At 54.5% G+C, this 13,377-nt stretch carries 13 protein-coding genes; 12 read left to right on the top strand and 1 reads right to left on the bottom strand.

Annotated features, from left to right (window positions below; genetic code table 11):
- The first annotated feature begins 112 nt into the window (after positions 1–112).
- The 12 genes from fabD to ACT3RQ_RS00320 all read left to right on the top strand — a co-directional run bounded on the left by fabD (position 113) and on the right by ACT3RQ_RS00320 (position 11,337).
- A complete protein-coding gene (gene fabD, locus ACT3RQ_RS00375; RefSeq protein ID WP_444679743.1) occupies positions 113–1,072 on the top strand; it encodes an ACP S-malonyltransferase in 960 nt (319 codons plus the stop codon).
- Between the two features lie 68 nt (positions 1,073–1,140).
- Positions 1,141–1,884: a 3-oxoacyl-ACP reductase FabG gene (gene fabG / locus ACT3RQ_RS00370; RefSeq protein ID WP_193056301.1), complete on the top strand. Its 744-nt coding sequence runs from the start codon at positions 1,141–1,143 to the stop codon at positions 1,882–1,884.
- Positions 1,885–2,008: 124 nt separating this feature from the next.
- Entirely contained in the window at positions 2,009–2,242 is a 234-nt protein-coding gene (acpP, locus tag ACT3RQ_RS00365) for an acyl carrier protein (protein WP_008956801.1), read from the top strand.
- Between the two features lie 191 nt (positions 2,243–2,433).
- Positions 2,434–3,672 (top strand): beta-ketoacyl-ACP synthase II, encoded by a 1,239-nt coding sequence (fabF, locus tag ACT3RQ_RS00360; RefSeq protein WP_444679742.1) that lies wholly within the window; start codon positions 2,434–2,436, stop codon positions 3,670–3,672.
- A 6-nt stretch (positions 3,673–3,678) separates the two neighbouring features.
- Positions 3,679–4,506, top strand: coding sequence for an aminodeoxychorismate lyase (gene pabC / locus ACT3RQ_RS00355; protein ID WP_444679741.1), 828 nt, complete (start codon positions 3,679–3,681; stop codon positions 4,504–4,506).
- Between the two features lie 9 nt (positions 4,507–4,515).
- Positions 4,516–5,520, top strand: coding sequence for an endolytic transglycosylase MltG (mltG, locus tag ACT3RQ_RS00350; RefSeq protein WP_444679740.1), 1,005 nt, complete (start codon positions 4,516–4,518; stop codon positions 5,518–5,520).
- 62 nt (positions 5,521–5,582) lie between these two features.
- Entirely contained in the window at positions 5,583–6,236 is a 654-nt protein-coding gene (gene tmk / locus ACT3RQ_RS00345) for a dTMP kinase (protein ID WP_441677068.1), read from the top strand.
- Entirely contained in the window at positions 6,227–7,213 is a 987-nt protein-coding gene (locus ACT3RQ_RS00340) for a DNA polymerase III subunit delta' (RefSeq protein WP_193053762.1), read from the top strand. The genes tmk and ACT3RQ_RS00340 overlap by 10 nt, the downstream gene beginning before the upstream one ends.
- 90 nt (positions 7,214–7,303) lie before the next feature.
- Positions 7,304–7,636, top strand: coding sequence for a PilZ domain-containing protein (locus ACT3RQ_RS00335; RefSeq protein ID WP_444638899.1), 333 nt, complete (start codon positions 7,304–7,306; stop codon positions 7,634–7,636).
- A 46-nt stretch (positions 7,637–7,682) separates the two neighbouring features.
- Positions 7,683–8,522, top strand: a complete 840-nt coding sequence (locus ACT3RQ_RS00330; RefSeq protein ID WP_444638900.1) for a TatD family hydrolase — start codon at positions 7,683–7,685, stop codon at positions 8,520–8,522.
- Between the two features lie 26 nt (positions 8,523–8,548).
- Entirely contained in the window at positions 8,549–9,133 is a 585-nt protein-coding gene (locus tag ACT3RQ_RS00325; RefSeq protein WP_444638901.1) for a DUF1285 domain-containing protein, read from the top strand.
- The gene (locus tag ACT3RQ_RS00320) at positions 9,130–11,337 is read left to right on the top strand and encodes an ATP-dependent helicase (RefSeq protein ID WP_444638903.1); all 2,208 of its coding nucleotides are present in this window, start codon (positions 9,130–9,132) and stop codon (positions 11,335–11,337) included. Before ACT3RQ_RS00325 ends, ACT3RQ_RS00320 begins: the two co-directional genes overlap by 4 nt.
- A 47-nt stretch (positions 11,338–11,384) precedes the next feature.
- On the opposite strand, the gene ACT3RQ_RS00315 is transcribed toward ACT3RQ_RS00320, so the two are convergent.
- A complete protein-coding gene (locus tag ACT3RQ_RS00315; RefSeq protein ID WP_192526375.1) occupies positions 11,385–13,049 on the bottom strand; it encodes an electron transfer flavoprotein-ubiquinone oxidoreductase in 1,665 nt (554 codons plus the stop codon).
- Between the last annotated feature and the right edge of the window lie 328 nt (positions 13,050–13,377).

The following is a 13,377-nucleotide window of genomic DNA, read 5'->3' as shown; positions in this document are numbered from 1 at the left end:
CGATAATAAAAGGTTAGAACTTATTTTGCGGGCTATGGGTGACAGCAGGATGTAGCCATAGCCACGCTTATCGCTCAAATGAGCAAATGCCTAAAGAGCAAAGGTGAACGACATGTCTCAACCCCTTGCCCTCATTTTTCCCGGGCAAGGCTCTCAGCAGCTTGGAATGCTGCGTGAGCTAGCCGAACGCTATAGTGTAGTGGGAACAACATTTGAGGAAGCTTCGGATGCACTTGGTTACGACTTGTGGAAAGTCGTCCAGGAAGGCCCCGAGGCCGCGCTAAACGCGACCGCTTGCACGCAGCCTGCGCTGCTTTCTGCTAGTGTTGCAATTTGGCGGGTGTGGCAGGAGCTTGAAGGGCCTCGGCCTACTGTCATGGCCGGGCACAGCCTGGGTGAATATAGCGCCATGGTGTGTGCGGGTGTGATGAGCTTTGCTGAAGGCGTTCAGCTGGTTCGCCTTCGCGGCGAAGCCATGCAGGACGCTGTACCGGTCGGTGAGGGCGGTATGGCGGCTATTCTCGGTTTGGAAGATAGTGCGGTTGAAGCCGCTTGCGCCAGTGCTGCGCAGGGGGATATTGTTTCGGCCGTTAATTATAATTCGCCGGGCCAGGTCGTAATTGCCGGAAGTGCCGCTGCGGTTGAGCGGGCGATTGTGGCGTGTCAGGAGGCGGGTGCCAAGCGTGCAATGGCGCTACCGGTTTCGGTGCCTTCGCATTGTGAACTGATGCGTCCAGCTGCCGAGCGTTTGGCCGCCGCTATGGAAAGTGTCGAATTTCGAGCGCCACGTTACACGGTTATTCAAAACGTAGATGCGCAGGCGCATGCCGACATTGATACGCTGCGTACGCGGTTGATCGAGCAGCTTTATCAGCCGGTGCGTTGGGCAGCATGCGTTGAAGCCATGGCTGCTCAGTCTGTTAATGTGTTTATTGAGTGTGGCCCAGGTAAAGTGCTGACAGGGCTTAACAAGCGCATTGTCCGTGGCGCTAAAGGGTTGGCAGTCAATGATCCTGACAGCCTGGATGCGGCGCTTGAGCTGGCACGTGAAGCGCAGACTAGTGACGCCTAGTTCGCTAAATTTTCGCTATCCTTGCTTATTTACGTGGTTAAAAAGCCAATAGTTAAAGGCAAAAAATTATGACGCAAGAACGCCGAGTTGCGCTTGTTACTGGTGCCAGTCGTGGTATTGGTCGAGCGATTGCTCACGAGCTGGGCCGTCAGGGCCGTATCGTGATCGGAACCGCGACCAGTGAGTCCGGGGCACAAAAAATTGATGCCGATTTGCAGCAAAACGGCATTGAGGGTGCTGGCCTTTGCCTTAATGTGACGGACCAGGCAAGCATTGATGACGTGCTTAAGGTCATCACGGAGCGCTTTGGTGCGCCGACAATTTTAGTTAATAACGCCGGTATTACGCGTGATAATTTATTGATGCGCATGAAAGAGGATGAGTGGGATTCGGTGATGGATACCAATCTCAAGTCCGTCTATCGTGTAAGCAAGGCGTGCCTGCGAGGCATGACCAAGGCGCGTTTTGGGCGTATCGTATCCATCAGCTCTGTAGTGGCGACCATGGGTAACCTGGGTCAGGCTAACTATGCAGCTGCGAAAGCGGGTATGGAAGGTTTTAGCCGTGCGTTGGCGCGTGAGGTGGCTTCACGTGCCATTACGGTTAACGCAGTGGCGCCTGGCTTTATCGCGACCGATATGACACAAGCGTTGCCGGAAGCGCAGCATGAAATGCTGCTGAAGCAAATTCCGTTGGCTCGCCTGGGCGGTCCGGAAGAGATAGCTGCCGCTGTCGGTTTTCTTACCAGTGATGCTGCAAGTTACATTACCGGTGAGACCCTGCATGTAAACGGCGGCATGAATATGCGTTGATGGCCTTAGGCTTAGCGGTTGCGTCTGCCTAAGGGCGTCTATAAACTACCCCGCAGCTTTTGGCTTGCGGTTTCCAAATAGCTGGTTATCCAAAACGGCTAATGTGAACGACTGGAGTACGTTAATGAGTACTATTGAAGAGCGCGTTAAGAAAGTTGTAGCAGAGCGCCTGAACGTTAAAGAAGAAGACATCCAGAACAGCTCTTCTTTCACTGAAGACCTGGGTGCTGACTCGCTTGACACTGTTGAGCTGGTAATGGCTTTGGAAGAGGAGTTCGATACTGAAATTCCTGATGAAGAAGCGGAAAAAATTACCACAGTTCAGGAAGCCATCGACTACGTAAACGCCCACCAGTAAGGGCAAGTTGATGCATCAAACGAGGGTGTGGTGCTAGCACCCCCCTTAAAAGCCGCCCTTTTAAAGGGCGGCTTTTTTGCTTTGTGCTTCACCGTGAACATAACGTTCAATCTCCGTTATACTAGTCATCTGATTTCTACTGAAAATGACCCGGATGGGTCGAGTCACCATGGATGCCTGGAGGAAAGCTAATGGCACGAAGAAGGGTAGTGGTAACTGGGTTAGGCCTGGTGACCCCAGTGGGCAATAACGTGGATGAAACATGGGCGAATATTACGGCTGGTAAGAGCGGCATAGCGCCCATTGAGCACTTTGATACAAGTAGCTTCAATACACGCTTTGGTGGTTCGGTTAAGAATTTTGATATTAGTCCTTATCTGAATCCCAAAGAAGCCCGCAAGATGGACCTGTTCATTCAGTACGGCATGGCGGCTGGCGCGCAGGCAATTCAGGATGCTGGCATTACCTGTACAGAAGAGAATGCACCGCGTATTGGGGTAGCCATGGGGTCAGGTATTGGTGGCCTGCCCATGATCGAGCATAACCACAATGCGCTTAACAAGGGTGGCGCTCGTCGCGTATCACCTTTTTTCGTGCCGGGCTCTATTATCAATATGATCTCGGGAAATTTGGCGATTCAACATGGCTTTCAAGGGCCTAACATCGCTATTACCACCGCATGTACCAGCGGTACGCACAACATTGGCTATAGTGCACGCACGATTGCCTATGGGGATGCGGATGTCATGGTCTGCGGTGGTGCTGAAATGGCAACGACGCCACTTGGCCTGGGAGGCTTCTCTGCCGCCCGAGCGCTTTCAACGCGTAATGATAATCCCGAAGCGGCAAGCCGTCCGTGGGATAAGGATCGCGACGGTTTTGTACTTTCTGATGGTGCCGGTGTACTGGTACTTGAAGAGTACGAGCATGCCAAAGCACGTGGCGCGAATATCTATGCCGAGCTTGTCGGGTTTGGCATGAGTGATGATGCCTATCACATGACGGCACCGCCTGAAGATGGTCGCGGGGCTGCGCTCTCCATGAGCAATGCGATTAAAGATGCTCAAATGGACCCTGCCGAAGTGCACTATATTAACGCGCATGGAACCTCTACGGCCGCTGGCGACCTGGCCGAAAGCCGGGCTGTTGAACGGGTAATGGGCAGCGCTGCTCAGGATGTGGCGGTAAGTTCTACCAAATCCATGATTGGCCATTTGTTGGGGGCTGCTGGCGCTGTTGAAGCGGTGTTTAGCATTCTGGCCATTCGTGATCAGGTGGCACCGCCAACGATTAATCTGGATAACCCCCAAGAAGGCTGCAACTTGGACTATGTGCCGCACACGGCGCGTAACATGCGCATCGATGTTGCCTTGTCCAACTCGTTTGGGTTTGGCGGCACCAACGGCTCGCTGTTGTTTAAAAAGGTATAACGCAAGATGACCCTGCCTCAGGTGCCGTTTGATGATCGCGGGCTGGCGTATGGGGACGGTGTGTTCGAAACGGTGCTGCTACGTAACGGTAAACCGGTGCTGTGGACATACCACGTGGCACGGTTGGTGAAGGGATGCCAGCGGCTCGGTATTCCGGTTCCCTGCCAAGAGGCGATTGATGCCACTTGGCAGGGAGACGCCACGGCACCGCTTGAGGTATTAAAACTGATTGTTACTCGGGGTAGTGGTGGAAGGGGGTATGCATTACCTGATACACCAACACCCCGTTTACTAAGTCGGCGGACTTCTTTCGCCCCTATGGTTGAGCGCTGGAAAAGCGGCGTGACGGTGCGTACCTGCCGCATACGCTTGGCTCACCAACCGGCTTTGGCTGGTATCAAGCATTTAAACCGCCTCGAAAATGTAATGGCCCGACAAGAGTGGCAGGATGTGTCGATTGCCGAAGGTTTGCTGGCGGACGCTCAAGGGCAGTTGGTCGAGGCGACCAGTATGAACCTGTTTTGGCAGCAACACGGTGAACTGTTTACGCCGCCACTCGATATGTGTGGCGTGGCCGGTACATTGCGTGCCGCGTTAATTGCTGAAGGCGCTGTGCGTGAAGCTAATCTTACCCTTGAGGCCTTACCCGCCGTTGAGCGCGCTTGGGTAGCGAACTCCGTACAGGGCGTATGGCCAGTGGCGACGTTATTGTCTGAAGATGCGGTTTGTCTGCAGCGTTGGCCAATTAATCAGCCCGATAAGTTCCAAACACGGGCGCATCGTCTGCTTGGCTATGCGTCAACTTATACCGCAAGCCCTGACCTATTTTGTTGAGGTGATACGTTGAAACGGTTACTGGCCGCTGTTGGAATTATGCTGGTATTGGGCGTCGTTGGCGTCGCAGGCAGCTATTTTTATTGGCAAAGCCGATTAGAAGCTCCTCTTGCTTTAGAAGCCCCTGTTTTATATCAAGTGCCTGCTGGAGCAGGCTTTAATCAGGTGGTTGCGCAGTTGGAGGCGCAAGGAATTCTTGAGGATGCCTGGGCTTTTCAAATATTGGCTCGGGTTCAGCCCGAACGTATTCCCCGTCTTCGCGTGGGCGAATATGAGTTAACGCCTGGCATGAACGGGCTGGAAATGCTGGCGCTGTTAGGCAGTAACCGCGTGGTGACGTATCCGCTGACGCTTCCAGAAGGACGCTCATTTAGTCAGCTACGCGACCTGCTCAATAACGCACCCAAGCTGGAACATCGCACGGCGGAGTTGAGCGATGAAGAAATAATGACCTTGCTGGATAGAGAAGGCACCTTTCCAGAAGGCTGGTTTTTCCCCGATACGTACCGCTACCACCTGGGTATGAGTGACGTCGATATTTTGCGCCAAGCGTTGGTGCGGATGGAAAACATTTTAGAAGAGGTATGGGCCGCACGCTCCGATGACCTGACTATTGAGACGCCTTATGAGGCGCTTATTATGGCATCGCTGATTGAGCGTGAAACAGGCGCGCCTGAAGAACGGCGTGAGATCGCCGGTGTCTTTAAGCGCCGGACGGAGCAGGGCATGCGCCTGCAAACTGATCCGACCGTGATTTACGGTATGGGCGACCGGTATCAAGGGCGCATTACCTATGCCGACCTGCGTGAAGCCACGCCTTACAATACCTATGTGATTGATGGCATGCCGCCCACGCCAATTGCCATGCCGGGGCGAGCGTCGCTTGAAGCAGCGGTTGATCCTCTGCCTGGCGAGACGCTCTACTTCGTATCCAAGGGGGACGGCACACACCACTTTTCGCGTACGCTGCGTGAGCACAATAATGCAGTTAATCGCTATATTCGCAACCGCTGACCCAAAGTGTCGGTTTTCATGAAGTTAATCTCAACGATGCACGCGTTGATTAAGGGATGGCAATGACCAAGCGGGGACGCTTTATTACGCTTGAAGGCGGTGAGGGCGTAGGTAAATCCACCAATATGGCTTTTGTGGTCGCAGCGCTGGAAGCGCAAGGTCTTGACGTGGTGAGCACCCGCGAACCGGGGGGGACGCCGCGCGCCGAGGCGATCCGCGCGCTACTGCTGGACCCTGCTCCCCAGGAGCCATTGCACGCCGATGCTGAGCTGTTACTCATGTTTGCCGCGCGAGCGCAGCATCTGGCCGAAAAAATAGTGCCTGCATTGGAGCGCGGTGCATGGGTGGTATGCGACCGTTTTACTGACGCGACCTTTGCCTACCAGGGCGGCGGGCGGGGTATGTCGGTTGAGCGCATTGCCCAGCTTGAAGCCTTTGTGCAGAAGGGGCTAACGCCAGATCTGACGTTACTGCTTGATATGCCGTTAACGGCGGCGCAGTCGCGCCTGGAGTCACGGCTTAACAGTCAAAATGAGCAGCGTGACCGCTTTGAGCAAGAGCGGGGCGAGTTCTTTCAAGCTGTCCGTGACGCCTACCTGGAGCGTGCCAGTGCTGAGCCTAAGCGCTTTGCGCTCATTAATGCCCATCAGTCGCTGGTTAGCGTACAAGCCGATATTCAGGATGTGCTCGCCGAACGGATAGCGCTATGGCGTTAAGTGGTCTACTGCCTTGGCATGAGGCCACATGGCAGCAGTTGGTGCGGCTGTCAGATGAGGGGCGTATGCCCCATGCCATTTTGTTAAGTGGCGCTCACGGTGTGGGTAAGCAGCAGCTGGCAGAGGCGCTAATTGCCCGCACGTTGTGCGCAAGCCCGAATGTGCTGGCATGCGGCCAGTGTCATAGCTGTTCCATGCTGGCGTCGGGTTATCATCCGGACCTGTTGCGGGTTTCGCCGGAAGAAGGCAAGCGCCAGATACGTATTGACCCTATTCGCGAGGTTAATCGGTTTGTCTCACAGACCGCCCAACAGGGCGGTTATCGTGTGATTGTTCTTTCACCGGCCGAGAGCATGAACATCGCCGCGGCCAATGCGTTGCTTAAAAGCCTGGAAGAGCCTGGCGCTAAAACGCTGTTTATTCTGCTTTCTGATGTGCCATCTCGCATGTTGGCGACTATTCGTTCCCGGTGCCAGCAGTGGTCGTTTCCCAGTGTGCCTTTTACTGCGTGTCGCAGTTGGTTAATCGAACAGTTGGGCGGTGAGGAAGAGGCGTATTTTTGGTGGCGGGTGTCGGGTGGTTTGCCGCTTTTGGCGGCTGAATTAGCTTCGCCTGAAGAGCGGGCATTACGCCACCAGATTCATGACTGCTTTGAGCAATTGGTGCGAGGCGCTGAGCCGGTATCGGAGGCCGCACGGCTGGACCGCCAAGCGATTGACGCTATCTTGTGGTACGGTATTGCATGGCTTGAAGACTTAATTCGCTTGGGTATTTCAGGTGAAGCAAGCGTACTGCACAATCCCGATTTAGAACCCCTTTACCGCCAAGCGGTCAAAAATGGCCGTGCGCAGGATTGGTTTCGTTTGCTGGATTACGCCCGAGAGCAGCGGCGCCTGTTAGCGGTTGGAGCCAATCCAAACCCGCAACTGGTGCTTGAAGCATGGCTAGTGCGTTGGGCAGCGCTTCTGCGCTCATAGCGTTATTGCGTTGGCTATGGATTTCAACCATCACCTTCTAGTCATGTCGTTACGATGGTGGTCATGGATTTACCGGCTAGCGAGGTTGATATGAGTATTCAAAAAGCCCTTGCCCTCACCGTGCCTGATACGTCTACGCTATTTTCAGCTTATATGCCGTTTTTGGAGCGTGGAGGCCTGTTTGTACCGACTAAAACGCCCTATGCACTGGGTGATCAGGTCACTTTATTGCTCACGTTGCCAGGTGAGTGTGAGCACCTGACGGTTTCGGGTGATGTCGTATGGGTATCGCCTGACGAGATAAGTAGCCAGCGTGTTGCGGGAATTGGCGTTCACTTTAGCTTTAAGGATAGCGCTCTGCGCGAGCACATCGAAATGCTGCTGGAAGCTGATGATCATACGGCTCCCTCATTGACGCTTTAGCGTTATCCTGCCTTTTTTATTTCTCTTTTTGGTTGATGAGACGTTCATGTTTGTTGATTCGCACTGTCATTTGGATCGTTTGTCGGAGCACACGCATGGTGGTGATATCGCCGCCACGTTAAACGCGGCTAGAGCTGCAAACGTTAGCCAGTTTTTGGCGATTTCAGTGAGCCTTGAGGATATGCCCGGGCTCGCTGCGATTGCTCGTGAGCATAGCGACGTCGCTATTTCGGCGGGCCTTCATCCGCTGCATACGCCTGTGCAAGAGCCAGTGGCGAGTGATATTCAAGAAGCCGCAGAGCAGTACGGCGCCATTGCCATTGGTGAAACCGGGCTGGATTACCACTATCAGGAAAGCGTGCCGGTTGCGGTGCAGTATGAGCGCTTTAAGCAGCACTTGATCGCTGCCCGCGAGCTTGAGTTGCCCGTTATCGTGCATACCCGGGAAGCCAAGGAAGACACGCTTGCCTTGTTGCGAGAATATAGCGATCCACGTGTCGGTGGTGTGCTCCACTGCTTTACTGAAGACTTGGACATGGCGCGTGAAGCGGTGCGGCTTGGCTTCTATATTTCGTTGTCCGGTATTATTACCTTTAATAACGCGGCGTCGCTGCGTGAATTGGCCCGCCAACTGCCGCTGGATCGTCTGCTTATTGAAACCGATAGTCCTTACTTGGCCCCTGTGCCTTACCGTGGCAAACCCAACGAACCTGCGTGGGTTGTTGAAGTGGCAGAGTGCATCGCCAAAGCGCGGGGCATCAGCGTCGATGAAGTGGCCATGCAAACGACGGCCAACTTCTTTCAGCTGTTTAAAGCGGCCGTACCCGATGCGCCTGCGCATGTTAAACAAGCCCTGGCGCAGTCTGGGCTCGTGTCTTCACGTTAAGCGGTATTTAGCGCAAGGCGGATGCAATGAATATTGATCGACTCCTGCAGCAGCGTCAAAGTGGGGCCACTATTCCGCCTGTGGATCAGTGGCGGCCAGCGCTGTCTGGCGATATCAATATTGTGATTCAAGCAGACGGCACCTGGTTACACGAAGGGCAGCCGTTTGCCCGCCCTGATGTTGCGCGTTTGCTATCCTCGCTGTTGCGCCACGACCCGGAAGGCTACTGCCTAGTGACGCCTGTTGAGCGCTGGTGTCTCCAGGTAGACGATTTGCCTTTTGTGGCTGTTGAGGCCGACTTTCATGAGGATGCCTGGTGGTTTACGACCCAGTTTGAAGATGTCGTGCGCCTTGACGCGACACACCCTCTAGCGTTCAGCGAGACTCAAGGTGGCGAGATGCTGCCGGAAATTGCTGTCCGGTATGGGTTATCCGCCCGATTACATCGCCATGTGTTTTATCAACTGGTTGATGCAGCAAGTATGAAAACACTGGCTAATGGCCAGTGTGAAGTCGGTGTGTGGAGCGCCGGTGAGTGGTTTCCACTCGGCTGTGTGGATGCTGAGGACGCCGCTGGCGGCGATAATGGCGCACCGAGTGAGGCTTTGTGAAGTTAACCGCAGAACAACACGCTGTTGTCCATCATGAAAACGGCCATGCCAGAGTAGCGGCAGTCGCCGGTGCGGGTAAAACCACCACCATGGCAGCCCGAGTGCTGCATCTGCTGGCCGGTGGGGTTGCGCCCAAGCGGATGTTGATATTGATGTTTAACCGCTCAGCACGGGATGATTTTCATCAACGCTTGGTAAGCATGGCCCCCTTCGGGCAGGCGCTGCCTGCGGTGCGTACTTTTCACTCGCTGGGGCATCGATTAACCCAAAGTCTGTGCCGTTGGGGAGTGCTCGCACCACGCCGATTGCTGTCGGCTGACTGGCAGTTGGAGCGCTTGCTTCGCCAGGCCAGTTTACATGTACTGCGTGAAAGCGTTGAGCGGCGCGATGCGGCCATTGAGGGCGAGCGCCTGGAGGCGCTGGCGCATTTTTGTAATCTGGTCAAAGCAGAAATGGCCGAACCTCAAGCACTTTATGAGCGGCTTAACTACGAGCCGGACACTGATTACTTCCCCAGCGCGTTTAACGAAGCAGAGCGAATGCTCGCGGATGAAGGTCTTATGACCTACGCCGATTTGCTGTATCGGCCGCTCCAGGCGCTGGAAGCTGACGCTACGTTACGCCAGCGTGTGGAAGGCTTTTTGGACCACGTCATTATTGATGAGTATCAGGATATCAACGCGGCGCAGCAACGCCTCCTTGCGGTATTGGCGGGTAGCACGGCGGCGGTTATGGCGGTAGGGGATGCCAATCAGTGCATTTACGAGTGGCGTGGTGCGCGACCGGACACCATGCTGGAGGATTTTACCGCGACCTTCGGGCAGCCCACCGATTACCCACTATCAACGACGTTTCGCCATGGGCATGCGCTGGCATTAACCGCGAATCATGCGATTGTTGCCAATCAACGACGCCCCGATCAGCTCTGTTTAGCGGCGGCAAATAATCCGCATACGCGGGTGTCGGTTGGGCAGGGAAGTGCTGTCCTGCTGGATACCTTGATGGATTGGAGTGCGCAGGGGCGCACTTTTCACCAGGTCAGCCTGTTAGTGCGCAGTTGGGCACTTTCCGTGCCGTTCCAGCTGGCGTTATTGCAGGCCGGCATCCCCTTTCGCTTACTGCGTGAAGATCGTTTTGTTTTTCGCTTACCGTTGGCGCAGGCGTTAGTGGGTTACTTAAAGCTATCTCGCCGTCCTGAGCTTCTCCACGACCCAGAACACTTGCTGTTACTGCTCTCTCAGCCAACGCCTTTTGTCGCGCGGGAACGGCTACAGCGCTTGGCCTACCAGTTGGCCACTACGCAAGAGTGGCCAGAACGGCATGACCCCGTGCTTACTGAGCTAAAGCCGCTTCAACGGCGTACGTTAAAAAAACGCTGGACGTTATTGTGTGAGCTTCCCCGGCTACGTGCATGGCCATCCGCTAAATTACTTAGCCATGTGGTGGAAAGCATCGACGCTGAAAAAACGCTAAAGCGTGCCGCAGCCCGGCGGGATAAAGGCGAAGAGGACGTCCGCCTTTTGGATGTGCTGATCGAACAGGCTCAAAGCGTGCCTGATCCGGACGCCTTTATAGCGTTATTAGAGCGTCCGGTTGAAAACCAGGCCGGGGGTGTCCTGATTTCAACCGTGCATGGTGCCAAAGGGTTGGAGTGGCCGCTTGTGGTAGTCGCCGGCGTCAATGAGGAAGACTTCCCGCATTATAGCCGGGATACGCCACTGAGCGATGAGCGCCTTGAAGAAGAACGCCGACTCTTTTATGTCGCGATTACTCGCGCAGAAGAGCAGCTTCTGGTTATGCACGATGGTGGCTCGCATCGTCCAAGTCGCTTTATTGCTGAAAGCGCATGGCAGGACAGCATGCAGGTTGCCGAGTGTCTAGCGAAGAGCGAGCCCACAAGCGCTGTGTTACGGGCGGCTTCGCCAGCGATTGTACAACGCTATCTTGAGCGGTTAGGGCGTGACGATATTACGTTAACGGCGCCCGAGGTGAAGGAGCCCCAGGCCGCTTATGCGCCAGGGGAGCACTTTTACCCCGGACAGCGGCTGCATCACGCCGTTTTTGGTGAGGGAGAGATTGCCTCGGTAGAAGGTAATCCCTCTGATCCGGTCATTGATGTGCGTTTTGTTCAAGCAGGCAGGCGACGTTTAATTGCTCGCCGCGCACCCATTGAGCGATTAGAGCCACCTGTGCAATCCGCCTAACTGTTAGGCGGTGCAAGTGGCTCTGTTTGGCGCCTGCTGTTTACAGCTTACATATTGGGATAGTTGGGCCCGCCGCCGCCTTCAGGCGCTACCCAGGTAATATTCTGGGCCGGGTCCTTAATGTCACAGGTTTTGCAGTGCACGCAGTTCTGGAAGTTGATCTGAAAACGTGGCTGCCCAGCATCATCCTCTACCACTTCATACACGCCTGCAGGGCAGTAACGCTGGGCCGGCTCGGCATACTTGGGTAAGTTGTGCTTAATCGGAATGTCAGGATCGTCCAGGTGCAGGTGGCACGGCTGGTCCTCTTCGTGATTGGTGTTGGAGAGAAACACCGAAGAGGACTTATCAAACGAGAGCTTTCCGTCCGGCTTGGGGTAATTGATTTTTTCAAACTCAGCCGCCGGTTTTAGAGCGCCGTAATCAGTGGTCGTGTCGTGAACATTGGGCAGCTTGTTGCCCAGCAACTGATTAACAAAGTTGTAAGCGCCGCCACCCACGGTGCCGTACTTATGCATGGCGGGTCCAAAGCTTGCGCTTTCTTTAAGCTCTTCGTAAGCCCAGCTGGCTTCCCACTTTTGGGTAAAGCTAGCCAGTTCTTGCGCGCCTTCATCACCTGCTTTTAGGGCTTCAAAAACGCTTTCAGCGGCCACCAGGCCTGACTTCATGGCGGTATGCAGGCCTTTGATTTTGGAGAAATTAAGGGTTCCTGCATCACAGCCAATTAGTAGGCCGCCTGCAAACGTCATTTTAGGCAGGCAGTTAAAACCTCCTTTGGTGAGCGCTCGGGCGCCGTAAGCTACACGCTTACCGCCTTCCAGATATTGGCTAAGCGCCGGGTGATGCTTCATGCGCTGAAATTCATCAAACGGCGAAAGCCAGGGGTTCTGATAGGAAAGATCCATAATCAGGCCAACCACTACCTGCTGGTTTTCAGCGTGATACAGGAACCAGCCCCCAGAGGTATCTTTATCCAGCGGCCAGCCAGAACCGTGAACCACAAGCCCGGGTTCATGCTTGTCAGCGGGAACGTCCCAGAGCTCTTTTAGGCCAATGCCGTAGTGTTGCGGGTCGCGTCCAGCATCAAGGGAAAAATGCTTGATTAAGCGTTTGCCTAAATGACCACGCGCGCCTTCAGCAAACAGCGTGTATTTGGCACGCAGCTCCATGCCCGGCATATAGCCATCTTTCGGCGTGCCGTCAGCGGCGACGCCCATATCGCCTATCAAAATGCCGCGTACGGCATCTTCTTCAATAATGACGTCCTGGGCGGCGAAGCCGGGGAAAATTTCAACACCCAGCGCTTCAGCTTGCTCGGCAAGCCAGCGGCACAGATTACCAGCACTGATCACGTAGCGCGTTTGATCACCGCCGGTATTGTGCATGCTTTTGGGGACCAGCGAATTGGGCAGCTTCTGTGCCTTTTGGGCATCTTTGAGCAGGTAAACATCATCGCGAATGGCGGGAGTGTTCAAAGGGGCGCCACGCTCTTGCCAGTCGGGAAAGAGTTCATTGAGCGCCCGTGGCTCAAACACCGCGCCAGATAAAATGTGCGCACCGACTTCAGAGCCTTTTTCCACGACACAAACGGTCAGTTCTTGTTCGGCTTCATTTGCTTGCTGCATCAGGCGGCAGGCAGCGGCAAGCCCAGAAGGACCCGCGCCTACAATCACTACATCAAAGTCCATGACGTCGCGTTCAACATTTTCCACCTGGTCTCTCCTTATTCTCATAAGTGCAGTGCCTTATAAAAACACGGCCTTAATATAAAACGGTCGTTTGCTTCTGGTTATGCTCCATGATAGGCATAATACCGTGGTCAGGTCACGCCTACGATGCTAAAAGCGCGTTTCATGCTCAGTGGCCCAAACGTAGCCCTGTTTGGTGATTGTTCGACTATAGCGGTAGCGAATGGGTATTGTTGCCATTGGGCAGGCTGTGGCAAATTAACAAGGTTTTGTAACTGCGTGCCTATCAAACGCTTGCATGAATCTCTTCGGCATCGTCATCGCGTATGGCGAGGCTGACTCTTTTATAAGC

This window comes from Halomonas sp. AOP43-D1-4 (assembly GCF_052446175.1).
GTDB classification, from domain to species: domain Bacteria; phylum Pseudomonadota; class Gammaproteobacteria; order Pseudomonadales; family Halomonadaceae; genus Vreelandella; species Vreelandella citrativorans.
The sequence above is the reverse complement of the archived record's forward strand: the minus strand, read 5'-3'. Positions and strand labels throughout refer to the sequence as shown.